This window comes from Plantibacter sp. MDV22-iso1, from assembly GCF_058408345.1.
This window is the reverse complement of sequence record NZ_JBZVDY010000002.1, coordinates 113,943-137,987: the sequence shown is the minus strand read 5'-3', so window position 1 is coordinate 137,987 and position 24,045 is coordinate 113,943. Positions and strand designations below refer to the sequence as shown.

Below are 24,045 nucleotides of genomic sequence, written 5' to 3'. Positions count from 1 at the left end.
CACCCGATCGGGGACGACGACATGGCCCGCCAGCGACCACGCCTGCGCCGACGGTGGCTGGCCGCGTTCATCGCGGCCGCCATCGCCGTCACCGCGGTGATCACCGTGAGTGGCCTGCGTGCCGACGTCCAGCAGACGACGGTCGCCCGCGCCGACACCTCCGGGTCCGAGGTCGCGGTCGGACCGCTCGTCGCGTTCTACGGCGACTCGTACACGAAGGGGTCGGCAGCGTCGTCGCCGGCCGCCCGTTGGTCCTCGCTCGTCGCGAAGGCCGAGGGCTGGACGGAGTACAACGCCGGCTACCCGGGCCTCGGGTTCGTCCGCAAACGCGACAAGGTCGGCGATGTCACGGCCGACGTCATCGCGCAGCACCCCGAGGTCCTCATCGTCGCGCTCGGCATCAACGACAACTTCGAGTGGACCGGCAACGAGCAGGCGATCCGGGAGGCGATCCTGCCGGAGTTCCAGCGGCTGCGCGACGGGCTGCCCGGCACCCGCATCATCGTGGTGGAGCCCTGGTGGTACACCGCCGAGCGACCGGCCTCCGTCGAACAGATCATCGGATGGGTGCACGACGCCGCCGACACCATCGGGGCCGACTACATCTCCGGGGCGTCGCACTGGCTGGACGAGGACCCGGCGACGTGGATCTCCGCCGACGGCCTCCACCCGAGCGACGCCGGGTACGCGCACCTCGCGCAGCGCATGCTCGAGGAGCTCGACGCCCTCACCCCCGCGCTCCCCGGACGCTGACCCGGCGGTCGGGCAGTCGGGCCGAAGTGTCTCGACATCGAGCGATCTCACAGCATGCGATCAGCGACAGCACGCGGGTGGAGAGCTCGGGCCTCGCCGCGACTAGACTGCTCTGGTGACCGAAACCATCGACGTAGCCCTCATTGGTGGTGGCATCATGAGCGCCACGCTCGCCGCCCTCATCCACCAGGTGCAGCCTGACTGGAAGGTCGAGGTGTACGAGCGCCTGAGCGACGTCGCACTCGAGAGCTCCAACCCCTGGAACAACGCCGGGACGGGCCACGCCGCGCTGTGCGAGCTCAACTACATGCCCCAGGACGCCCACGGCCAGGTCGACCCGGCGAAGGCCATCGGCATCAACGAGCAGTTCCAGCTCAGCCGCCAGTTCTGGTCCCACCTCGTCGAGGAGGGTCTGCTCGGCGCACCCGACACCTTCATCAACCCGACCCCGCACATGACGTTCGTCCGCGGCGAGAAGGACGTCGAATACCTGCGGAAGCGTTACGAGGCGCTCAAGGACCAGCCGCTCTTCGCCGGCATCGAGTTCTCGGAGGACCCGGCCGTCATCGCCGAATGGGCTCCGCTCCTCATCAACCGTCGCGCCGTCGGTGAGCGCATCGCGGCCACCCGGATCACCGCGGGCACCGACGTCGACTTCGGGTCGCTCACGCACAAGCTCTTCGGCGCAGCGCCGAACGCCCACGTCCGCACCAACCACGAGGTCCGCTCGCTCAAGCGGCTGAAGGACGGCACGTGGCGCATCCGAGGCCGCCAGACGCTCGGACGATCACCGATGGAGATCAACGCCCGCTTCGTCTTCGTCGGCGCCGGCGGATGGGCGCTCAAGCTGCTGCAGAAGTCCGGGATCCCCGAGATCAAGGGCTACGGCGTCTTCCCCATCGGTGGGCAGTTCCTCCGCACCGACAATCCCGCGGTGGTCTCGAAGCACCAGGCCAAGGTCTACAGCCAGGCCTCGGTCGGGGCCCCGCCGATGTCGGTCCCGCACCTCGACACCCGCGTCGTCGACGGTCAGGCGAGCCTCCTCTTCGGCCCGTACGCGACGTTCAGCCCGAAGTTCCTCAAGCGCGGATCGATGCTCGACCTCGTCACCCAGGTGCGCCCGCACAACCTCCTCCCGATGCTGGCGGTCGCGAAGGACAACCCGAGTCTCATCACGTACCTCATCGGGCAGCTCCTGCAGTCCCGTAAGCAGAAGATGGACAGCCTCCGCGAGTTCCTGCCGACGGCGAAGGACGAGGACTGGTACCTCATCGAGGCCGGGCAGCGAGCCCAGGTCATGAAGAAGGACAAGGCCAAGGGCGGCGTCCTGCAGTTCGGCACCGAGGTCATCACGGGTGCGGACGGCACGATCGCGGGACTGCTGGGCGCTTCCCCCGGCGCGTCGACGGCAGTGCCGATCATGCTCGACGTCCTGCGCAAGTGCTTCCCCGACCGGATGACCGCGTGGGAGCCGAGGCTCCGGGAGATGATCCCGACCTACGGCTCGACGCTGAACGACGTCCCCGAGACGGCGGCGAAGGTCCTCGAGAGCACCGCCGAGGCCCTCGACATCTCGCTGTAGCCCCGACACGGGTGCTCGCCCGGCCCGTCGTCGGATGCGACAGGTGCAGCTTGGGAACCCTAAGCTTGCCTGGTGGCGAAACTGTACTTCCGATACGGGGCGATGAACTCCGGCAAGAGCACCGCTTTGCTCCAGGCGGCGTTCAACTACGAGGAGCGCGGCCACCGCGTCCTCCTCGCGAAGCCCTCGCTCGACACGAAGGGCGACGCCGCCATCGTCAGTCGCCTCGGCGTGACCCGCGACGCCGACTTCCTGCTCGCTCCTGACGACGACGCCGTCCTGGTGTTCGCGGAGCACCGTCGCCGCGTCGTGCAGGAGACCGGCGAGGACGTCAGCTGCCTGCTCGTCGACGAAGCCCAGTTCCTCCACGGGGAACAGGTCGACGACCTGCTGCGCATCGCGCTGCTCGAGGGCATCCCGGTCCTCGCCTACGGCATCCGGACCGACTTCCAGACCGTCGCGTTCCCCGGGAGCCGCCGCCTCCTCGAGGTGGCCCACAGCCTCGAGGAGCTCAAGACGATCTGCCGGTGCGGTCGGAAGGCGATCTTCAACGGCCGCCGGTTCGGCGACACCTTCGTGTTCGACGGCGACCAGGTCGCCATCGACGGCACCACCGTCACCTACGAATCGCTCTGCGGCGTCTGCTACCTGCAGGAGTCCGGCGGTCGCCTGTCCAGCACGCCCACCGCACCTCCCACCAGCGAAGGATCACACGCATGAAGCTCTCCGTCATCGGCTGCGGCTACCTCGGGGCCGTGCACGCGGCCGCCATGGCGTCGATCGGGCACGAGGTCGTCGGCATCGACGTCGACCCCGCCAAGATCGAGGCACTCTCCGCCGGACGCTCGCCGATCTTCGAGCCCGGCCTGCCGGAGCTGCTGCTGGCCGGCGTCGAGTCGGGCCGCCTGCGGTTCAGCACGGACATGGCCGACGCGGCCGGGGCCACCATGCACTTCGTCGCGGTCGGCACACCGCAGAAGGCCGGCTCCAACGCGGCCGACCTGCGGTACGTGGACGCCGCGGTGACGGCCCTCCTGCCGCACCTGTCGGCAGGAGACGTCGTCGTCGGAAAGTCGACCGTCCCCGTCGGCACCGCTGCGCGCCTGGCCGAACTCGTCGCCCCGACCGGCGCCGTGCTCGCCTGGAACCCCGAGTTCCTGCGGGAGGGCTTCGCCGTGCAAGACACGATCGCGCCCGACCGACTCGTGTACGGGCTGCCGCCGGCTCCCGAGGACGCCGCCGTCGCTCGAGCCGCCTTCGACGAGGTCTACGCGCAGGCACTCTCCACCGGCACGCCGCTCGTCGCCACCGGGTACTCGACCGCGGAGCTCGTGAAGGTCGCCGCGAACGCGTTCCTCGCCACGAAGATCTCCTTCATCAACGCGATGGCGGAGATCGCCGAGGTCACCGACGCCGACGTCACGGAGCTCGCCGACGCGATCGGTTACGACGCCCGGATCGGTCGCCGCTTCCTCAACGCCGGTGTCGGGTTCGGCGGCGGCTGCCTGCCGAAGGACATCCGCGCCTTCACCGCTCGCGCCGAGGAGCTCGGTCGTGGGGAGTCGGTGGCCTTCCTCAAGGAGGTCGACGCGATCAACCTGCGTCGTCGTCAGCGCGTCATCGACCTCGTCGTCGAGGAGCTCGGCGGGAGCGCCTACCAGAAGCGGGTCGCGGTGCTCGGGCTCGCGTTCAAGCCCGACAGCGACGACGTCCGAGACTCGCCGGCCCTCGACGTCGCCGTCGGCCTCAACGGACTGGGTGCGAAGGTGCTCGCCTTCGATCCGGAAGCGGTCCCGAACGCGCGGCGACTCCACCCGCAGCTGACGTTCGCTGACTCGGCGGAAGAGGCCGTGACGGACGCGGACATCGTCGTGGTCGTGACCGAGTGGAAGGCGTTCCGAGCCCTGGATCCCTCGGCCGTCGCCGAGCTGACCGCGGGCAAGACGATCGTGGACGGACGCAACTGCCTCGACGTGGACGCCTGGCGGGGCGCCGGGTGGCGTTACGTCGGTCTCGGTCGTCCGTGACCGGTGACGAGTAGCCGGACGACGAGCACGATCGTCGCGCCGAGCAGCCCTCCGGCCGCATTGGCGTAGACGTCGGCGATCGTCGCGACCCGCTCGGGGAGCAGGGTCTGTCCGAGTTCGATCGCGACCGAGAACAGGGTCGTCGTCAGTGGTGCGACCCACCAGAGCCGCAAGGGCAGCTCCAGGGCGAGCAGGGCGCCGAGCGGGATGAACAGCACGACGTTCGCGGCCGATTCGACGAAGCGGTAGTCGAACCAGGTCGGCGCGCCCGCAGCCTGCAAGCGATCGAGGATCGCCAGCAGCGTCGTCCGGCCGTCGGCGTCGACGGGCGTCGGCCAGAACGCGATGCCGAGCATGACGCACAGGCAGAGCAGCAGCAGGATCCCGATCACGATGCGCGGCGTGCGGGTCATCTGCGGTGCGGCTCCAGATCGGTCGACGAGGGTGCTGACAGCACCTCGCAATCGTAGGCCATGAGCGGTCGTGAGCCCGGTTGCCGCGTGTGCCGTCCACCCCTGAAAGGGGGCGTGCACCGTCCTTCGGTGGCCGTCATCCGGCGGTTAGGCTGTGCCTACCCGAACAAGGAGCACTCTTGGCTGACCCACGCCCGGCGACGGCCGGCATCCGCCTGCCCGGTCGACGGCGTTCGCGACTGTGGTGGATCGCACTCGCCGTCCTCCTCGTCGTCCTCGCGCTCGGAGCCTGGCTCGGCGTCCGGGCGTCCCTGGCGAAGAACGCGCTCGAAGCCGCCCAGTCGGAGGCGAAGTCGCTCCAATCGGCCGTGCTCGACGGCGACGCGAGCGGCACCGAGGCCACGCAGCGTGCCCTCACCACGCACACCGGCGAGGCGGTGTCCCTGACGAGTGATCCCATCTGGCGGGCGGCCGAGGCGGTCCCGTTCCTCGGCGTGAACTTCTCCGCAGTGCGACAGGCTGCCGCTGCGACCGACGACGTCGCGGTCGATGTCGTGCCGAAGGTCGTGGCGATCGCCGATCAGGTCAACCTGTCGTCCCTGCTCCCCGGGGACGGATCGATCGCGACGGAGCCGCTCCGCACCGTCGCGCCGACCGTGGCCGAGGCGGCCGCAGCGGCTGACACCATCGCCGGGCGCGTGGACACGATCGGCACTGACGGTGCGCTGCCGGTGGTCGCCGACGCCGTCGAGAAGCTCACCCGGACGATCACCGGTGCCTCCACGATGCTCGACACCGCGGCGCGGGCGACGGCGCTCCTGCCGGACATGGCGGGCGGCGCCGGACCTCGGAACATCATGGTGATGATCCAGAACAACGCGGAGCTGCGCTCGAGTGGCGGCATCGCCGGAGCGGTGGCCCTCCTCCATGCGGAGAACGGCGTCATCTCCTTCGTCGGGACCAGGGGGAGCGACGACTTCTCCGGATTCCCCGCCCCCGTGCTACCGCTCACCCCGTTCGAACAGAACGTCTACACCGACAACCTCGGCCGGTACATCCAGGACACCAACCTCACGGTCGACTTCAGCCGCACCGGCGAGCTCGCCGCAGCCATGGGGACCCAGGTCTTCGGCGTGCCCATCGACACCGTCGTCGCCGTCGACCCGTATGTCCTCGCACATCTGTTGGAGGCGACCGGACCCGTGAACCTCCCGGACGGCACCGAGCTCACCGCCGACAATGCGGCGAAGACACTGTTGAGTGACGTCTACGCCCGGTTCCCCGACCGGCTCGTGCAGGACGCGTTCTTCGCCGCGGTCTCGGGTGAGGTGTTCGAGGGCATGATCTCCCGCTCGCCCGACCCCGGCGCCCTCGTCCAGGCCCTGTCCGCGTCCGGTGCGGAGAACCGTCTCCACGTGTGGAGTGCGGTCCCCACCGAACAGGCGTTGATCGCCGAGACGAGCCTCGCCGGGATCCCACCGGCGACCGACGACGCAGCCGTGTACACCGGGGTCTACCTCGAAGACCTGACCCGCGCGAAGATGGACTACTACCTGGAGACGAAGGTCGACATCCGCGACGCCCGGTGCACGAAACAGGGCGCCGAATACGTCGTCGCCGTCACCCTGACGTCCACCGCACCGGCGGACGCCGCGACCTCCCTGCCCGACTACGTGACCGCGGGTGGGCGGTTCGGCACCCCCGCAGGAGACATCGCGACGCGCGTCGTGATCCACGGCCCGCTGGGTGCGAGCCTGCTCGGTGCGAGCGACGGCGAGGACCTGCCGGTCAAGGCCGTGACCGACCCGAACGGTCGTCTCTACGCCCAGACCGACGTGACCCTCACTCCGGGGGCGACAACGGAACTCGTCTTCACGGTGCTCGCTCCGAAGGCCTCCGATGTACCCCCAAACCTGGTCACAACCCCCGGAATCACGGGCAAAACGACCATTTCAGCCTTCCCTCGGTGCGGCTCCTGACATAGCATGACAACACCTCAGGAAGCCACGCACCCGAATTCGTGACCCTGGGGAACCTCGCGCGGACGCCCACCCGAAATCGGCGGACGCAGGGGGTATTCGACGTTCCTTGGGGATATCAACATGAAGCGCACCCTTGCCCTAGCATCGCTCTGCCTCCTGGCAGTCTTCGCGGCCCCGACCGCCGCGAGCGCAGCGACCGACTCGTCCACCTACGGCCCTGCCGGCTGTGCGACCCTCACACCGGTGTCGGTGACCCAGGGGGAGTCGACCGTCTTCCGCTGCGACGGCACCTTCGACCCCGGCACTCCGGTGACGGTCACCGTCGCCGGGCCCGGCTGCAGCATTCCCGCTGCGAAGCCGAACACCGCCGGAGCGACCGAGCAGGCCGCCGTACCCACGTCCGGCACGTTCAGCGCCGACGCCGCCCGCGCGTTCGCGGTGACGATCGAGACCAGCAAGACCGCCTCCGGCACCTGCATGGTCACGGCGACCCAGGGCGCCACCACGGAGAGTGCCTCGTTCCAGGTCTCGGAGCGCGAGTTCGCCTCGACCGGCTTCGACGGTGGAGCCCTGCCGTGGATCGGCGGAGGCCTCCTCGTCGTCGGTGCCGGCGTCGTCGGAGCGATGGCGATCCGTCGCCGCAAGACGGCCTGATCCGTCGTTCGGGATGCGTGGTCCGAGCGGTCCTCCGCTCGGACCACGGCCTGACGGGAGGGCACCTCACCCTCCTGGGCTTCGGCCTGGCACGGTCCTCACCCGGCGTGGCGTCAGGCGGACAGGGCGTACCCCCAAAGGTGGTCACATCCGCGGAATTCCGCGGTTTTTCAGCCCTGGCGAGCGAGCGGCTGCCCTAGCATGATGACGGCCATGGAGGCCACGAGTGAACAGCGCTCGGCTCCAGGCCGTGTCCGCATGTCGCATCACGCAGCGCATGCGCCATCCGCACACCTAGGGGCCCGCACATGAAACGAACTCTCTCCGCCGCCGCACTCGTCCTCCTCGCCGTCGTCGCGCTGCCCACCGCAGCCAACGCGGTCGAGGGCGACAGCTACGGTCCAGGCAGCTGTAACTCGATCACGCCGGCGAGCGTCGCGCGCGGCGCGGCGGTCTCGTACTCGTGCTCGGACTTCTGGGCCGCGAACCAGATCGTGTCGATCACCATCGACTCCTCGGTGGCCGGCGTGTCCGCTCGCACGCTGTCGACCGTCGCTGACGCCGCCGGAGACATCCAGGTCTCCATCGACACGGCTGCGGACCCCGCGGGCACCTACACGTTGACCGCGACCCAGGGCGCCGTGACTGATTCGTCCGACTTCACCGTGCTGGACCCCGCGGACGCCGCTGCTGCCGCCGCGTCGGCCTCCGACCCGTCTGCCGGGGGCAACGCCCTCGCCGACACCGGGTTCGCCGGAACCGCCCTCCCATGGGTGGCCGGTGGGCTCCTCGCCGTCGGTGCTGCCGCGCTCGGCACCGTGGTCGTGCGTCGCCGTCAGCAGGCGTGAGAGCACGGATCGGTCGGGCGGCGATGGCGGCGCTCGGCTGATCCGGTCCGGGATGCACCGATTCCAGGAAGTGGCGAACAGCCGCTGAAAAATCGGCTATCCTAGACAAGGCCTTCGGGCCATCGGGGTGTGGCGCAGTTTGGTAGCGCGCTTCGTTCGGGACGAAGAGGTCGTGGGTTCAAATCCCGCTACCCCGACAGCAAAGCCCGGTCGGACGAGAAATCGTCTGACCGGGCTTCTCTGTTTTCGTGGGCTGGCGGTCCGCTGGGCTGGCGGATTGCACAGCCCGCTACCCCGACAGCACAGCCCGGAAGGTCCCGGTCCCTGAGCCTGTCGAAGGGCAGTCCGGCCCGGTCAGACCACCGTGCGACGGGGGAGGAGCGTCACGAGCGACGCTTCCGGCCGGCAGGCGAAGCGCACGGGCGCATAGATGGACGTGCCGACACCCGCCGACACGTTCAGGTACGCCGAGCGGAGGGCGTGGCGCCAGACGCTGAGCCCCTTCACCTGCTTGCGAGGGATGTCGCAGTTCGTCACGAGTGCCCCGTAGCCCGGCACACAGACCTGACCACCGTGGGTGTGACCGGCGAAGATGAACTGCGCACCCTGCGTCACGAACGCGTCGAGCACCCGCCGATACGGAGCGTGCATCACGCCCACCGTTACCGTGTGCGCCAACGACGGGTCGTCGGTCTCCAACGTCTCGGCGTCCAGCCGTTCGTCGATGAGGGCCGTCAACGTGTCCAGACGGTCGAAGTGCTTGTGCGGGTCGTCGACGCCGAACAGGTCGAGGCGGGTCCCGCGGACCGAGATCTCACCGACCGCGTTGTTGAGGTCGATCCAACCGAGTTCGTCCATGAAGAACCGCTCGAGCGCACCCGTGTCGAGCGTCGTCGGGGAGACGTGCTTCGAGGAGGTCTGCGTGAAGTACTTGAACGGGTTCTTCGCGGTCGGGCCGTAGTAGTCGTTCGAGCCGTGCACGAACGCCCCGGGAACCCCCGCGAACACCGAGAGCGCAGCCCGGATCCCGTCGATGCCCTGCTCATGCCCCAGGTTGTCGCCCGTGTTGATCACGACGTCCGGCCGGAGATCGGCCAGTGACCGCAGCCAGGCCTGCTTCCGACGCTGCCAGGGCGCCATGTGGAGGTCGGAGAGGTGCAGGACGGTGATCGGCTCGGCGTCGGGCGGGAGGACCGGAGCGGTCACCCTGCGCAGCGTGAAGGCGTTGCGCTCGATCACCGACGCGTACCCGAAGGTGAGGGCCCCGAGGCCTGCCACGACAGCCGCTGCCGTTCCGAGTCTGCCGCCGGTGCTCATGGGTGCCGCCATCGATCGTCTCCTCCTTCGGTCGCCGAGTGGTTCCGACCGTCCCACGAGCGTACCCGCTGGCCCCTCCGAAGACGCCCGGAGCGCATCCGCGGCTACGACGAAGGGCCCGGTCGACATCCGACCGGGCCCTTCGTCATCGCGTCAGAGCGTCAACACTTGTCCTTCGTGATCGACACCGTGATCTTCGCGTCCTTCTTCGCCTGGGATCCGGCTGGTGGATCCACGCCGGTCACCTTCGTGGCCGTAGCCGCGGGATCCGCGACGCACTTCTGACCCACGTTCGAGAACCCGGCACCCTGGATGGCCGCCTTCGCCTCGTCGAAGCTGGCGGCAGCGCTCACATCGGGGATGACGCCCACCAGGCCGTTGCTCGTGTAGACGGTGATGATCGAGCCCTTCGGGACCGTGCCTGCAGGGTTGGTGCTGGCAGCCTGACCCACGGGGAGGGCGGAGTCGGCGGCGCCGCCGTTCGCGAAGCCGAAGCCGGCATCCTCGAGGATCTTCTGTGCCTCCTCGATGGACTTCCCGGCGACGTCCGGCACCTGGACGGACTGGCCGTTGATGAGGGATGGATCCGGGTCGCCGAACTCTGTGCCGCCGTACTTGCCGTTGGCGACCCTCATGATCTTCGGCCAGATGGAGTGACGGAGTACGGCCACCTGCGTGCCGTCGAAGTACGTGCGCCGGAGGTTGACGTGTCCGGTCGCGTTGAACACACCGACGATCGTGGCAGCGGAGGTGCTTGCGCCACTCATCCAGGTCGCCTCGTTGTTGTCGGTCGTGCCCGTCTTACCGATCAGCGGAATGCCGTCGCCGACAGTGGAAGAACTCGTCGTGCCGCCATTGAAGGTCGCCTTGAGGGCGACGTTCGCCGTCGACGCCACATTTGGCTCGAGCCCTTGACGGCAGTTCGCCGCGGGGACGGGGATCTCGGAGCCGTCGGGCTTGACGACGCGGTCGATCGCGATCGGGTCGCAGGTGATACCGCCGGAGGCGAAGGTCGCGAAGGCCGTCGCCATGCTGAGCGGGGCGACCTCGTTCGTGCCGAGCACGGTGGCAGGGGACTGCAGGAGCGGCCCGCCGTCGGCGCGGTGCACGCCCATCGACTCGGCCGTCTTGCGGATGCCACAGAGGTCGAGCTGCTTCGACATGGCGATGAAGCCCGTGTTGATCGAGTTCTTGGTGGACTGCATGGCGGTGTAGTACCCGCCGTTGCCGCCCTCGTCGTTGCCGGGGTTCCAGTCGGAACCTGCGTAGACCGTGCCGCCGTCGGCGCAGGAGTCCTTGAACGTACCCCACGGCGAGCGCTTGCGACCGTCGACGCCCTCATTCAGGCCGTGGCCCTCCTTCAGCCACTCGGCGAGGGTGAAGGTCTTGTACGTCGAGCCGGGCTGGAAACCGCTGGACCCGCCGTAGTCGTAGTCGGTGTTGTAGTTGACGCCGCTGAAGTTCGCTCCGGTCGCAGCGATCTCCGGATCGTTCGTGTAGTCCTTGTTCTGCGCCATCGCGAGGATCCGACCGGTCTTCGGCTGGACCGTGACGGCGACCGCTCCGATGTCGAGCTGGTCGCTCGCGTGCGGGATGTACGCGTCGAGCGCGCTCTGTGCGGCCCACTGCAGGTCGAGGTCGAGTGTGGTGAACACGCTGTAGCCGCCGCGGTTGAACGCCGCCCACCGCTCGTCCTCGGTCTCACCGAAGATCGGGTTGTTCTGGAACACGCGGGTGACGTAGTCGCAGAAGAACCCGGAGCCGGGGCTGATGTTCACGGCCGTCTGGCAACCGGTGCTCGCCGGCGTGATCGTGGGCGTGATCACGGTGGCGATGGCCACGTCGAACTGCTCCTGCGTGATCTTGCCCTCCTTGATCATCTGCTTGAGGACGTAATCGCGGCGGTCCTTCGTCAGCGCGTACCCGTTGGCCGCGCCGTTGGTCTCGCTCTCGGGGCGGTCGAGACGCAGCGTCTCGGGGTTGTTCACGATCGCCATCAGCGTCGCGGCCTGCTCCAGGTTGAGGTTCGCCGCGGTCGTGTTGAAGTAGTAGTTCGCTGCGGCTTCGATGCCGTAGGTACGGCCGCCGAAGCCGGCGATGTTCAGGTAGCCCCGGAGGATGTCCTGCTTGCCGTAGCGCTTCTCCAGGCCGATGGCCATGCGCATCTCCTTGAGCTTGCGCTCCGGAGTGGTCTTGGTGGCCTCGTCGTACGCGGCCTCCATCTTCTCCTTGTCGGTGATCGCCTCGGCCTTCTGCACGAGCACGTTCTTCACGTACTGCTGCGTGATCGACGAACCACCCTGGAGGTCGTTGCCGGACAGGCTGATCGCGGCCGCGCGGATCGTACCCGTGAGGTCGACACCGCCGTGCTCGTAGAAGCGCGGGTCCTCGGCCGAGACGGCCGCGTCCTTCACGAACTGGTTGATCTGGTCCCAACCGACCTCGATGCGGTTCTGCGTGTAGAACGACGCGAGCAGCTGCGGCGTACCGGCGCTGTCGGTCGCGTAGATGTTGGACTTCTGCGCCAGCTCGTCGAGGGCCAGGTAGTCGGGCAGACCGTCGAACACGTTGATCGTGCTGTTGGTCGCGATCCCCGTGACGGCGAGCGCCGGGGTGACCGTGGCGGTGACGAGGACGCCCGCGGCGACACTCAGGCCGAGGAAGCCGAGGAAGCCGCCGAGCACACCGGTGGCCGTGCGATGTTGTTGAGGCATGGATCGATGCTAAGCGACAATCCTGAAAAAGGCCCGCTCAGGGCTGCGTTGAAACCCGATCGTTGCCGCCGGGCGACGCGACGCGGCTGTCGGTCGGCGTGCGACCGGCAGCCGCATCCGATCATCCGGGCGAGCCGTTCCCGTTCCCGTTCCCGGCTCCGCCGCCGTTCCCTGGGGCTGCGGGCCCGCCGTCCTCGCCGGTCCCATCGGTGTCCGCGCCATCGCCCGGTGCCGGTGTCGGCGCCTCGCTCGGGGCCTGCGTCGGGTCGGCGGTGGGTGTCGGAGCGGGCGTCGAGTCCTCCTCGCTACTGCCGGAACCGTCGCCCTGCAGCGTCGCGCGGTCCGCCTCGGGGAAGTCGCCACCCGGATACTTGGCGAGCGCGGCGGACATGACCGCCGGCCAGATGTAGTGCCGCATGGACGCGACCTGGGTTCCGCCGATGTAGGTGTCGCGGAGGTTGACGTGTCCGCTGACGTTGAAGGTGCCGACGACCGTCGCGACCGTCGTGCTCGCGCCGCTCATCCAGGTCGCCTCGGCGTTGTCGGTGGTGCCGGTCTTGCCGATCAGCTCACCGACGCCGTCGGTGCGGGCGCCCGAAGCGGACGCGGTGCCGTTGGAGACGACCCCTTGGAGGACGTCGTCGGCCGCGGCCGCCACCTTCGCGTCGACCGACTGGCGGCAGTTCGCCGAGGGGACCTCGGCGGTGGAACCGTCGGGCTTCGTGATCGAGTCGATCGCGATCGGGTCGCACGTCTTGCCGCCGGCGGCGAGCGTCGCGAAGGCGGTCGCCATGCTCAGCGGAGCGACCTCGTTCGTGCCGAGCACGGTCGCGGGGGAGTTGTTCAACGGTGCGCCGTCGGCACGGTGCACGCCCATCGACTCGGCGGTCTTGCTGATGTCGCAGAGGTCGAGCTCCTGCGCCATCGCGATGAACGCGGTGTTGATCGACTGCTGCGTCGCGCGTCTGACGGTGTAGGACCCGGATTCGCCCTCGTCGTTCCGCGGACTCCACCCGGCCTCGGCCTGCTCCGTCCCACCCGGGACGCAACTGTTGGTGAAGGTGCCCCAGTCGGATCGACGGTTCGCGTTGATCGACTCGTTGACGCCCTTGCCCGACTTCAGCCAGTCCGTCAGGGTGAAGATCTTGTACGTCGACCCGGGCTGGAAGCCCGCCGATCCGCCGTAGGCCTGATCGGTGTTGTAGTTGATGGCGCTGTAGTTGGAACCCGTCGCGAGCACGTCGGGATCCTGCGAGTAGTCCTTGTTCTGGGCCATGGCGAGGATCCGGCCACTGCCCGGCTGGACACTCACCGAGACGGCACCGAGGTCGAGCTCGGTGGTCGTCTTCGGCACGTACTCGTCGATCGCGGCCTGCGACGCGGCCTGGAGGTCGAGGTCGAGCGTCGTGAACACGCTGTACCCGCCGCGCTTGAAGTTCGTCCACCGTTCGTCCTGTGTGGCGCCGAAGATCTCGTTGTTCTGCAGCACGTTCGTCACGTAGTCACAGAAGTAGGCGGATGACCCGGCTGCGGAACAACCGGTGATGGGAGGCACGATCGTCGGGGTGATCGGGATCGCCACGGCGGTGTCGTGCTGCTCCTTGGAGATCTTCTGCTCCTTGAGCATCTGGTCGAGGACGTAGTCCCGACGCGTCTTCGTCAGGGCGTAGCCGTTGGCCGCGCCGTTGTCGGCGCTGTCGGGCTTGTCGATCCTGAGGTTCTCGGGATTGTTGACGATCGCCAGCAGTGTCGCCGCCTGCTCCAGCGTGAGGTTGGCCGCCGTGGTGTTGAAGTAGTAGTTGGACGCCGCCTCGATCCCGTAGACGCGTCCGCCGAAACCGGAGATGTTGAGGTACCCGCGGAGGATGTCCTCCTTGCCGTACGTCTTCTCGAGACCGATCGCGAGTCGCATCTCCTTGAGCTTGCGCTCCGGGGTCGTCGCGGTCGCCTCCTCGTAGGCCGCGTCGCTCTCCTTCTTGTCGGGGATCGCCTCGGCCTTCTGCACCAGGACGTTCTTCACGTACTGCTGCGTGATGGAGGAGCCACCCTGCGTCGACCCGCCGGCGGCGTTGTTGACGACCGCCCGGACGGTGCCCGCGAGGTCGATGCCACCGTGTTCGAAGAAGCGGGGGTCCTCGGCCGAGACCGCGGCGTCCTTCGCGAACTGGGAGATCTGGTCCCAGCTGTCCTCGATCCGGTTCTGGTCGTAGAAGGAGGCGAGGAGCACCGGGTTGCCGGCGGAGTCCTTGGCGTAGATGCTCGACTTCTGGGCGAGCGAGTCGAGCTGGAGGTAGTCGGGGAGACCGTCGAAGACGGAGATGCCCGTGGAGGTGGCGAGACCGGTCATCGCGATGGCAGGGGTGACCGCGGCGGTGGCGAGCACACCGGCGGCGACGCTCAAGCCGACGAAGCCGAGGACGCTCTGCGCGACCGTCTTCGCGGGGGTACGTGGTTCAGGCATAGGATCGAAGGTAAGCGGGGAAACTGTGAGCGAGCTTCACTTGGGGCCCGCCATGAGCATCCCCTGCGCCTCCGCCTCTCCGTGCGGAGCGCCCGATCGAGGAGAGACATGACCCGCTGGGAGTACCTCACCACGCCGTTGATGATCCACAACACGGCAGCCATCCTGAACAACTGGGGCGGGGAGGGTTGGGAGCTCGTCCAGGTCGTCACCGGTCCGGAAGGTGGGCTCGTCGCCTACCTGAAGCGCCCCATCGCCGACTGACCCGACGCCCCGGAGGAACCCCCATGTCCCAGATCGCCGCCCGACTCGCCGAGCTCGGTATCACCCTGCCCACCGTCGTCCCGCCCGTCGCGGCCTACATCCCCGCGGTGGTCTCCGGTGAGCACGTCTTCACCTCGGGCCAGCTGCCCATGACCGACGGCAAGCTCCCCGCCACCGGCAAGGTCGGCGAGGGCGACGGACTCGTCTCGCCCGCCGACGCCAAGACCTACGCCCGGACGTGCGCCCTCAACGCGCTCGCCGCGGTGGAGAGCCAGATCGGTTCGCTCGACCGCGTCACCCGCATCGTGAAGGTCGTCGGCTTCGTCGCCTCCGACCCGGCGTTCACCGGCCAGCCCGGCGTCATCAACGGTGCGTCAGAGGTGCTCGGCGACATCTTCGGCGACCTCGGCGTGCACGCCCGCTCTGCCGTCGGCGTCGCCGTGCTCCCGCTCGACTCGCCCGTCGAGGTGGAGCTCATCGTCGAGTTCGCGTAGCGCATCCCGCGCCACATGCACGAGAGCCGGACGGAATGACTGATTCCGTCCGGCTCTCGTGCTTGGAGCATCGACCTACGTGTTCTTCACCATCTTGTCGGTGATGATCTGCATGACCGTGGTGTCGGCGAGCGTCGTCGTGTCGCCCACCTCGCGGCCCTCGGCCACGTCGCGCAGGAGACGGCGCATGATCTTGCCCGAGCGCGTCTTCGGCAGTTCGTTCACGAGGTAGACCTCGCGGGGGCGAGCGATCGGACCGATCTGTTCGCCGACCCAGCTGCGGAGCGCGCCGGTGATGTCCGCGAGTCCGGACGCCTGCTCGAGGTGGGACTCCTTGATGATGACGAAGGCGACGACCGCCTGCCCGGTGGTCTCGTCGACCGCACCGACCACGGCGGACTCGGCCACCATCTCGTTGGCGACGAGCGCCGACTCGATCTCTGCGGTCGAGAGTCGGTGCCCGGAGACGTTCATGACGTCGTCGACACGGCCGAGCAGCCAGACGTCGCGGTCCGAGTCGAGCCGTGCGCCGTCGCCTGCGAAGTAGAAGGGGCCGCCCTCGACGTCCCAGAACTTCTCCCAGTAGGTCTCCTTGAACCGCTCGGGGTCGCCCCAGATGCCGCGGAGCATCGACGGCCAGGGCTCGGTCACGACGAGGAGTCCGCCACCGCCGGCACCGACCGCGTCACCGGCGTCGTCGACCACGTCGATGGCGATGCCGGGGAGCGGGACCTGCGCGCTGCCGGGCTTCGTCGACGTCACACCCGGGAGGGCCGACACCATGATCGCGCCGGTCTCCGTCTGCCACCAGGTGTCGACGATCGGCGCGACCTTGTTGCCGATGATCTTGCGGTACCACATCCACGCCTCGGGGTTGATGGGCTCGCCCACCGAGCCGAGCAGGCGGAGCGACGACAGGTCGAACTGCTTCGGGATCTTCCGACCGAGCTTCATGAAGGAGCGGATCGCCGTCGGAGCCGTGTAGAAGACGCTGACGCCGTACTTCTCGATGATCTCCCACCAGCGTCCCGGGTGCGGGGCGTCCGGTGTGCCCTCGTAGAGGACCTGCGTCGCGCCGTTCGCGAGGGGGCCGTAGGTGACGTAGCTGTGGCCCGTGATCCAACCGATGTCGGCCGTGCACCAGTACACGTCGGTCTCGGGGTGGAGGTCGAAGACGTTCTTGTGGGTGAACGCCGTCTGCGTCAGGTAGCCACCCGAGGTGTGCAGGATGCCCTTCGGCTTCCCGGTGGTGCCGGAGGTGTACAGGATGAAGAGCGGCTGCTCTGCGGGGAACGGCTGCGCGTCGTGCTCGGGTTCGGCGTCGGCGATGGCCTCGTGCCACCAGAGGTCGCGTCCGGCCGTCCAGTCGACCTCGTTCTCGCCACGACGGACGACGAGCACGTGATCCACGGTCGCCTGCTCGGGCAGCTCGCCGCGGCTCGCGAGCGCCGCGTCGACGGCGGGCTTGAGCGCGGAGACCTTGCCCTTGCGGTAGCCGCCGTCGGCGGTGATGACGAGCTTGGCCTCCGCGTCGTCGATGCGGGAGCGCAGGCTGTCCGCGCTGAACCCGCCGAAGACGACCGAGTGGACCGCGCCGATGCGCGCGACGGCGAGCATCGAGACGATCGCCTCCGGGATCATCGGCAGGTAGATGGCGACCCGGTCGCCGGCTTCGACGCCGAGGCTGGTGAACAGGTTGGCCGCGCGCTTGACCTCCGCCGTGAGCTCGGCGTAGGTGATCGTGCGGGTGTCACCGGGCTCGCCCTCCCAGTGGAGGGCGACGCGGTCGCCGTTGCCGGCCTCGACGTGCCGGTCGAGGCAGTTGTAGGCGACGTTCAGCTCGCCGTCGTCGAACCAGGTCGCGAAGGGAGGGTTCGACCAGTCGAGGGTCTTCGTGAACGGCTTGCTCCACGTGAGCAGCTCGCGGGACTGCTCGGCCCAGAAGGCGAGTCGGTCACTCGACGCCCGCTCGTAGAGCTCGGCGCTGGCGATCGCCTGCGCGGCGAACTCCTCCGACGGTGGGAATCGTCGGTCTTCGTGCAGCAGGCTGTCGATCTGAGTGCTCATCGTGTGTGTCTCGCTCCCTTGCGAATCCGCGTTCCTGACCCGACCTGCCCAGGCGGGTCGAGTCCGTGCCATGCACGAGCGTAGCGTGTTCTCGGTTGCGGATTTGTCACTCATCCGAACAAATCCACCGGCCCAGTCTGTGAATGATCTGGGCATGGTAGGGAAACCACTCGATCTGGGGTCGTCTGAATGCTTGTATTCCCCGTCCGCTGGCGTACACTTGGACCCGGCCGAATATACATTCGTGCATGCAGTGCCAGCGATTCCCCCCAATCCGGCACTGTAGAGGCGGCACCCATTCCCCCCAATGGGTGCCGCCTTCTTCTGTTTCCGGCGCTTGCGGTCGGCGTCCACCGACGAGTATTCGGATATTGCTTATAGTTCCACTACTATCAGCTCTATGCTTCTGAGATGACCGATCTCTTCCTGGCCGTCGTCGTCGACATCGTCGGTTCCCGCCGTCTCGTCGACCGCACCGGTGCTCAGCGCGCGATCCAGGACGTCTTCCTCCAGGTGGAGGCCACCTGGCCCGCCGAGCAGCCGCTGCGCCCGACGGTCGGCGATGAGTTCCAGGTCGTCTACGCGGACGTCGCGACCGCACTGCGGGCCACGACCCTCGCGCGACTGCTGTTCCCCGCGGAGGTCGATTGCCGGTTCGGTCTCGGCTGGGGCGAGGTCACGGACATCGACGCCGGGCAGGAGGCCCGCATCCAGGACGGTTCCGCCTGGTGGCGGGCCCGAGCCGCCATCGACGAGGCGCATCGGCGAGAGGACAAACGTCAGCCGTACCTGCGATCGTGGTTCGAGGGCGAAGCGCCCCAGGACGGAGACGCCATCGTGAACGCACTCCTCACCCTGCGCGACCACACGATCGATCAGATGCGGAACCCCCGACAGCGTCAGCTCGCCGCGGGCGCGCTCCTCGGCCGATCGCAGGAGTCGATGGCTGCCGAAGCCGGCATCTCGCAGTCCGCGGTGTCGCAGAACCTGCAACGATCGGGCGGTGCCGCGCTCGTCTCGGCCCTCGACCTGCTCGCCGGAGCACCGACCCGATGATCGCGGCCGTCCTGGTGCTCATGATCGGGGTCGCCGACCTCTGTCGTGGTGTGGTCCGCGGCCCGCGCTGGTCTCCGGTGATCGGGCTGGTGGTGGTCTGGCTGTTCGCCGTGCTGGGCCTCGGGCTCGACTGGTGGTGGCCGACGCTGACCGGCCTCGTCTCCCTCGGATGGATCGTGACCATGCCGTCCTCGGACACGTCACGACCGCGCGGGTTCTGGCCCGTGCTCCTACTCGGGCTCCTCGTCGTCGCATCCACGCTCGTGTTCGGTGCTGGCGGGCCGGCCGACAGCCCCGCTGCACAGGTCTACGCGGGCTTCGACCTCGGCGTGCTGCAGGAGGTGCCCCTGGCTCTCGCCGTCGCAGCCGGGTCGACGCTCGTCTTCCTCACGCGGAGCAGCAACCTCATCGTGCGGGCGTCACTGCGCCGCGCGCGTGAGGACGACGAGCCGCAACCGACCGCGGCACCCGCCTCCGCCTGGACGGTCACGATCCGCGGACGCGAGTTGGGAAGCGTCGAGCAGAGCGCCACGCCGCGGCGTCCGACGACACAGCTGCTCGGTGGCCGACTCATCGGCCCGCTCGAACGCGTCTTCATCGTCGTCCTCGCACTGAGCGGCACCGGCACGGTGATCGCCGCCCTCGTCGCGGCGAAAGGCATCGTGCGCTTCCCCGAGATCTCCGAGGATCGCGGGGTCGGCGGCAAGGCGGAGGAGTTCCTCGTCGGCAGCTTCACGAGCTGGGCGATCGCTGCTGCCGCGGTGCTCTACCTCTGGGTGATCGCCGCCGGCTGAGGCGACACGGGGTCCCGCGTCGGTTCACGCGGGACCCCGTGTCTCATCGCTGCTCGAGGAACGCCGCGAGCTGCTCCTGATCGGGGTACGACGCCTGGGCGCCGGCCCCGGTCGCCGCGTAGCTGCCGACGGTCGAGGCGAATCGAGCCGCGTCGACGAGCTCGTCGCCGGCAGCGAGTCGCAGCGCGAGGGCGCCCATGAACGCGTCGCCGCAGCCGGTGGTGTCGACGGCGTCCACCGTCGGCGACGGAACCGGTGTCGGGGCGGCCTCGCCGTCGATCACGACACTGCCCGCGGCCCCGGTCGTGACGACGGCTCGTCGGATGCCGTGGCTGCGCAGCGCCGTTGCGGTCGCCTCCCACCCGGCCTCCTCCGGGTCGACCCCGGCGAGATCGGCGGCCTCGTGCTCGTTCACGAGGAGGACGCCGGTCGCCTGGAGGAGCTCCTCCGGCACCGGACCGTAGGGGGAGAGATTGAGGAGCACGAGCGCGCCGGCCGCGGCGCCCCGCCGGGCCGTCTCGAGCACGGTGTCGATGGGTACCTCGAGGCACAAGCAGACGACGCCGGCACCGTCGAGCGCCGTCCACGCCTCGCCGATCCGGCCGGGCGTGAGGGTGCCGTTCGCCCCGGGCGACACGATGATCGTGTTCTCCCCGGCGTCGTCGACGGTGATCACCGCGGTGCCCGTCGCGACGTCGTCACGTCGGGCGATCCGGGTGACGTCCACTCCCGAGCTCGAGAGCGACTCGAGCAGGAGGGACCCGTGCGCGTCGTCGCCGACCGCGCCGACCATGGTGACGTCGCCGCCGAGTCTGCCCGCGGCGACCGCCTGGTTGGCGCCCTTGCCGCCGGGGATGACGGCGAGTTCGGATCCCGTCAGCGTCTCCCCGGGCTGCGGGAATCGTGCCGTGCGGACGACGAGGTCCGCGTTCAAGGACCCGACGACGACGATGCGTGGACTCTGCATGGTGACCCTCCTAGGCTGCCGAGGCGGTCTCGGCCGGACGGACCTCGGCGCCGGTGGGCTTGGGGATGAGGAACGACACCAGCAGGGCGACCGCGGTGATGCCCGCGCCGACCAGCATGGCACTCGTGTACCCGGCCGTCGACGTCCCTCCGGCGGGTGCGACGGCGATCTGGACGGCGGGGAGGACGACGAAGCTGAGGCCGGCGCCCAGGTTGAAGGCGCCCGCGTTCAGTCCGGGCAGGAAGCCCGGGTTCTCCTTCGGCGACAGGACGATGCCGAGCCCGTTGAGCATGATGTTGCCGATGCCCGCGTAGGTCGCACCGATCAGGACGGTCGTCGCGATGAGGACGGGGAGCGAGTGCACGCCGACGAGCGCCATGATGACGATCGAGACGATGCTGCCGATGAGACCGATGCGGAGCACGTTCAGGTAGCCGAGCGTTGGCGCGAGACGACCGGCGAACGGGCCGACGAGCCAGCCGATGAGGGCGTACGGCGTCAGGAACGCGAGGGAGGCGAGGTCGGCCTCCATGCTGAACCCCGCGTCGGCGTTCTGGGCGATCGAGGTGACGAGGCCGTTGGCGACGGCGAAGACACCGGTCATGGTGAGCAGCGTGGTGAGCAGGAGTGCCCAGGTGCTCCGCTGGCGGAGGTACTTCGTGGCGACCAGTGGTTCGGCGACGCGGTTCTCCACGGTCCAGAAGATCGCGAACGCGACGAGGGCGACGACGATGAACCCGCCGACGAGCAGCCAGTTCGCCGCCGCGAGCTTGCCGGCCTCGTTGAACGCGGTGAGCAGTGCGGCGATCGACACGACGAGCGGGAGCACGCCCCACCAGTCCATCCTCGTGCCCTTCGACGGCTGCGAGTTCGCGGCCCACAGGACGACGAAGACGATCGCGACGGCTGCGACGACGGCCATGGTCCAGAAGACGGAACGGAAGCCGTGGTTCGTGACGAGCCAGCCGCCGGCGAGGGCGTCGATCCCGGCGATGCCGCCGTTGACTGCGGTGATGAGGCCCATCATGGCGCCGTACCGCTTCGGGTCGGTGACCTCGGCGCGCAGCATGAGCAGGGTGATGGGCACGACCGGCCCGGACACGCCCTGGATGATGCGGCCGACGAACAGCATCTCGACGTTCACGGCGAGGGCCGCGACGACGGTGCCGACGAGCATGACGACGAGCATCCCGGTCAGGACGCGCTTCCGGCCGACGATGTCGCTGAGGCGGGGGAGGAAGACCGAGAACAACGCCGCCGTGGTGAAGAACATGGTCTGCGACAGGCCGATGGTGGCGTCGTCGGTCTGCAGTTCGCGCGCCATGCTGACGAGCGCGGGGCTCAGCATGCTGGCGTTCAACTGGAACGCGACGCAGGCGGCGAGCAACGCCGTCATGAGGGCGCCGATGCGCACGGCGGGCCTCGTGGAGTTCAGGAGGTCGCTCACAGCTCGATCTCCCCGATGTTCTCGAGGGCGTCGGTGACGAGGCCCCAGAAACGTGCGTGGTCGAGTTCGGTCGCGGCCCAGGTGCTGCAGTCGTCCGGAGCCGGGCTGCGGAAGTCGGCGACCGTCATGCCGAGGGTGAGCGTGCCCGTGAGTTCGATGTCGATCGGCACCTTGACGGTCCGCACGATCGTCGGGTCGATCACGTAGGCGACGGCGCACGGGTCGTGCACGGGCGGGCTGTCGAAGCCCTGCGCGTCCTTGTAGGTGGTGCCGAAGAACTCGAGCAGCTCCTCGACGAAGCGTGCCGGGCCGGTGCCGATCGTGGCGATCCGCTCGACGACCTCCGGGGTGGCGAGGGCCTGGTGCGTGAGGTCGAGGCCGACCATGACGACGGGCCAGCTCTCGTTGAAGACGATGTGCGCGGCCTCAGGGTCGATCTTGATGTTGAACTCGGCCACCGCCGACCAGTTGCCGACGTGGTAGCCGCCGCCCATGAGGACGACCTCCTTGACGCGCTCCACGATGCGCGGCTCCTTGCGGGCTGCGAGGGCGATGTTCGTCAGGCCGCCGGTCGGGACGAGGGTGATCTCGCCCGGTTCGTGCGACATGACGAGGTCGATGATGAGGTCGATGGCGTGCCGGTCGTCGAGGGCGATCGCCGGTTCGGGGAGGACGGGGCCGTCCATGCCCGATTCGCCGTGGATGTCCGGTGCGTTCTCGAGTGGGCGCACGAGCGGGCGGTCGGCGCCGGCGGCGAACGGCACGTCGGTGATCCCGGCGATGCGGGCGACGGCGAGGGCGTTCCGGGTGACCTTCGGGAGCGTCTGGTTGCCGACGACGGTCGTGACGGCGAGCAGCTCGATCTCGGGGTTGCCGTGCGCCAGGAGGATGGCGATCGCGTCGTCGTGGCCTGGGTCGCAGTCGAGGATGATCTTGCGGGGCATGGTTCTCCACATCGTTGGGGTGCTGGGGAAGCGGGCGGCAGGGCACGTAAAGCGCTTCAGGTCAGCCGGGAGCAGCCTACGTCAAGCGCTTTAGGTTCGCCAAACCGGGTCGTTCGGCCCAGGGTTCCGCGGCCCCGATACGATCGACGGGTGCCCCTCGAACCGAACGATCCCCAGCCACGCGCCGCCCGTCGCGTGACGGCGGCGATGGTGGCGGAGCGGGCCGGGACGTCGGTCGCGACCGTGTCGCTCGTCGCCAACGGCAAGGACGCCGGTCACGTGTCGGCGCAGAACGCCGAACGGGTGCGTCAGGCGATCGCCGAGCTCGGCTACGTCGCCGACCACGCCGCGCGGGCGCTCGCGAGTGGGTCGAGCAACCTGGTCGTCTTCGTGACGCCGGATGCCTCGAACCCCTACTTCGGTGCGGTGATCCGAGGACTCAGGGCCGGCCTCGGCGACGCGTACCAGCTGCTCGTGTCGGTGACCGGGGAGGGCGACGTGCCCACGGCGGCGGCGCTCGGCCGATTGGCGGCCCTCCGACCGGCCGGGCTCGTGGTCGACGCGCCGAGCGAGGCCTTCCTCGAGGAGCTCAGGCTCGACACCGCGCTCGTGTTGCTCGACGCACCCCGCCTCCCGACGACGACGGCGGAGGCCGCGTCCGGTGCCGTCGTCGCCGACCGACGTGCCGTGTCCGTCGACTTCGACCTCCTCGGCGGTGTCCGAGCACTCCTCGACCACCTCCACGTCCTGGGTCACCGGCAACTCGGGTACCTCGGTGGGCGCACCGCGACGGACACGTTCCTCCTGCGTCGACTGCTGCTCGAGCGCGAGGCCGCCGTGCGCGGGATGCGCGTGCACGCGGACGATCGCGCGGAGAGCATCATCGACCTCGAAGCGGCGGCCGCGGCGTTCGTCGACAGCTGGCCGCGGTGGCGCGACGCCGGGGTGACCGCGTTGGTCTGCGCGACCGACACGCATGCGTACGGGGTGCTGCAGTCGGCGCGGGCGATGGGCATGCCGGTGCCGGCTGAGCTCGCCGTGGTGGGGTTCGACGACCTGGCGTCGTCGGTCGTGAGCGACCCGCCGTTGACGAGTGTGCGGTTGCCCGGTGAGGCGCTCGGTCGCGCAGGCGCCGAGCAACTCCTCGCCCGGATCGAGGGTCGGACGGTGGCACCCGCCCCGGTGATCGCCGCGGACCTCGTCATCCGCGCCTCGACGATCGGTCGCTGAGGTGCACTGAGGGTCGCCGACGACGCTCCAC

20 protein-coding genes and 1 tRNA gene are annotated in these 24,045 nt (G+C 69.0%); 13 read left to right on the top strand and 8 right to left on the bottom strand.

Going from position 1 to position 24,045, the window contains the following annotated elements:
- The first annotated feature begins 21 nt into the window (after positions 1 to 21).
- The 4 genes from AC4PMY_RS11380 (at position 22) to AC4PMY_RS11365 (ending at position 4,362) form a co-directional block, all read left to right on the top strand.
- Entirely contained in the window at positions 22 to 753 is a 732-nt protein-coding gene (locus AC4PMY_RS11380; RefSeq protein ID WP_082916156.1) for an SGNH/GDSL hydrolase family protein, read from the top strand.
- Between the two features lie 115 nt (positions 754 to 868).
- Entirely contained in the window at positions 869 to 2,335 is a 1,467-nt protein-coding gene (locus tag AC4PMY_RS11375) for a malate:quinone oxidoreductase (protein WP_064296094.1), read from the top strand.
- Between the two features lie 72 nt (positions 2,336 to 2,407).
- Positions 2,408 to 3,055 carry a thymidine kinase gene (locus AC4PMY_RS11370; RefSeq protein WP_071259006.1) on the top strand — a complete coding sequence of 216 codons (648 nt, stop codon included), beginning with the start codon at positions 2,408 to 2,410 and terminating at the stop codon, positions 3,053 to 3,055.
- Positions 3,052 to 4,362, top strand: coding sequence for a UDP-glucose dehydrogenase family protein (locus AC4PMY_RS11365; protein ID WP_064296096.1), 1,311 nt, complete (start codon positions 3,052 to 3,054; stop codon positions 4,360 to 4,362). The genes AC4PMY_RS11370 and AC4PMY_RS11365 overlap by 4 nt, the downstream gene beginning before the upstream one ends.
- Here AC4PMY_RS11365 and AC4PMY_RS11360 read toward each other — a convergent pair.
- A complete protein-coding gene (locus AC4PMY_RS11360; RefSeq protein ID WP_079003130.1) occupies positions 4,338 to 4,775 on the bottom strand; it encodes a VanZ family protein in 438 nt (145 codons plus the stop codon). The two genes, AC4PMY_RS11365 and AC4PMY_RS11360, sit on opposite strands and share 25 nt — an antisense overlap.
- Positions 4,776 to 4,954: 179 nt before the next feature.
- Between AC4PMY_RS11360 and AC4PMY_RS11355 the strand changes: the two genes are divergently transcribed.
- The 4 genes from AC4PMY_RS11355 (at position 4,955) to AC4PMY_RS11340 (ending at position 8,456) form a co-directional block, all read left to right on the top strand.
- The gene (locus tag AC4PMY_RS11355) at positions 4,955 to 6,754 is read left to right on the top strand and encodes a DUF4012 domain-containing protein (RefSeq protein WP_064296098.1); all 1,800 of its coding nucleotides are present in this window, start codon (positions 4,955 to 4,957) and stop codon (positions 6,752 to 6,754) included.
- A 123-nt stretch (positions 6,755 to 6,877) separates the two neighbouring features.
- The gene (locus AC4PMY_RS11350) at positions 6,878 to 7,411 is read left to right on the top strand and encodes a hypothetical protein (protein WP_491622756.1); all 534 of its coding nucleotides are present in this window, start codon (positions 6,878 to 6,880) and stop codon (positions 7,409 to 7,411) included.
- 308 nt (positions 7,412 to 7,719) lie between these two features.
- Complete coding sequence (locus tag AC4PMY_RS11345) at positions 7,720 to 8,259, top strand: hypothetical protein (protein WP_491622755.1); 540 nt, start codon at positions 7,720 to 7,722, stop codon at positions 8,257 to 8,259.
- A gap of 123 nt (positions 8,260 to 8,382) precedes the next feature.
- Positions 8,383 to 8,456: transfer RNA gene (locus AC4PMY_RS11340), tRNA-Pro, on the top strand.
- Positions 8,457 to 8,613: 157 nt separating this feature from the next.
- Here AC4PMY_RS11340 and AC4PMY_RS11335 read toward each other — a convergent pair.
- From AC4PMY_RS11335 to AC4PMY_RS11325, 3 genes are all read right to left on the bottom strand, one after another.
- Complete coding sequence (locus AC4PMY_RS11335; protein WP_254773548.1) at positions 8,614 to 9,588, bottom strand: metallophosphoesterase; 975 nt, start codon at positions 9,586 to 9,588, stop codon at positions 8,614 to 8,616.
- A gap of 149 nt (positions 9,589 to 9,737) precedes the next feature.
- The gene (locus AC4PMY_RS11330; protein ID WP_138945022.1) at positions 9,738 to 12,290 is read right to left on the bottom strand and encodes a transglycosylase domain-containing protein; all 2,553 of its coding nucleotides are present in this window, start codon (positions 12,288 to 12,290) and stop codon (positions 9,738 to 9,740) included.
- A gap of 121 nt (positions 12,291 to 12,411) precedes the next feature.
- A complete protein-coding gene (locus tag AC4PMY_RS11325; protein WP_071259016.1) occupies positions 12,412 to 14,751 on the bottom strand; it encodes a transglycosylase domain-containing protein in 2,340 nt (779 codons plus the stop codon).
- Positions 14,752 to 14,859: 108 nt separating this feature from the next.
- Here AC4PMY_RS11325 and sp36 point away from each other — a divergent pair, with 108 nt between their 5' ends.
- Entirely contained in the window at positions 14,860 to 15,015 is a 156-nt protein-coding gene (gene sp36 / locus AC4PMY_RS11320; RefSeq protein WP_162852301.1) for a Sp36 family protein, read from the top strand.
- Between the two features lie 23 nt (positions 15,016 to 15,038).
- Complete coding sequence (locus AC4PMY_RS11315; RefSeq protein ID WP_064294650.1) at positions 15,039 to 15,509, top strand: RidA family protein; 471 nt, start codon at positions 15,039 to 15,041, stop codon at positions 15,507 to 15,509.
- A 75-nt stretch (positions 15,510 to 15,584) separates the two neighbouring features.
- Here the strand turns inward: AC4PMY_RS11315 and acs are convergent, their stop codons facing one another.
- Complete coding sequence (gene acs, locus AC4PMY_RS11310) at positions 15,585 to 17,576, bottom strand: acetate--CoA ligase (protein ID WP_491622754.1); 1,992 nt, start codon at positions 17,574 to 17,576, stop codon at positions 15,585 to 15,587.
- A gap of 411 nt (positions 17,577 to 17,987) precedes the next feature.
- Here acs and AC4PMY_RS11305 point away from each other — a divergent pair, with 411 nt between their 5' ends.
- Together AC4PMY_RS11305 and AC4PMY_RS11300 are read left to right on the top strand one after the other, a co-directional pair.
- Positions 17,988 to 18,632: a SatD family protein gene (locus AC4PMY_RS11305; RefSeq protein ID WP_491622753.1), complete on the top strand. Its 645-nt coding sequence runs from the start codon at positions 17,988 to 17,990 to the stop codon at positions 18,630 to 18,632.
- Entirely contained in the window at positions 18,629 to 19,426 is a 798-nt protein-coding gene (locus AC4PMY_RS11300) for a hypothetical protein (RefSeq protein ID WP_491622752.1), read from the top strand. Before AC4PMY_RS11305 ends, AC4PMY_RS11300 begins: the two co-directional genes overlap by 4 nt.
- Positions 19,427 to 19,469: 43 nt before the next feature.
- Here the strand turns inward: AC4PMY_RS11300 and AC4PMY_RS11295 are convergent, their stop codons facing one another.
- Genes AC4PMY_RS11295 through uriH form a run of 3 tightly spaced genes read right to left on the bottom strand, consistent with a single transcriptional unit; the run spans position 19,470 to position 22,784 of the window.
- Positions 19,470 to 20,393 (bottom strand): ribokinase, encoded by a 924-nt coding sequence (locus tag AC4PMY_RS11295; protein WP_491622751.1) that lies wholly within the window; start codon positions 20,391 to 20,393, stop codon positions 19,470 to 19,472.
- Positions 20,394 to 20,403: 10 nt separating this feature from the next.
- A complete protein-coding gene (uriT, locus tag AC4PMY_RS11290) occupies positions 20,404 to 21,840 on the bottom strand; it encodes a uridine transporter UriT (RefSeq protein ID WP_491622750.1) in 1,437 nt (478 codons plus the stop codon).
- Positions 21,837 to 22,784 carry a uridine-preferring nucleoside hydrolase UriH gene (uriH, locus tag AC4PMY_RS11285; RefSeq protein WP_064294656.1) on the bottom strand — a complete coding sequence of 316 codons (948 nt, stop codon included), beginning with the start codon at positions 22,782 to 22,784 and terminating at the stop codon, positions 21,837 to 21,839. Before uriH ends, uriT begins: the two co-directional genes overlap by 4 nt.
- A gap of 150 nt (positions 22,785 to 22,934) precedes the next feature.
- Here uriH and AC4PMY_RS11280 point away from each other — a divergent pair, with 150 nt between their 5' ends.
- Positions 22,935 to 24,014 carry a LacI family DNA-binding transcriptional regulator gene (locus AC4PMY_RS11280; protein ID WP_371263738.1) on the top strand — a complete coding sequence of 360 codons (1,080 nt, stop codon included), beginning with the start codon at positions 22,935 to 22,937 and terminating at the stop codon, positions 24,012 to 24,014.
- The last annotated feature ends 31 nt before the right edge of the window (positions 24,015 to 24,045 follow it).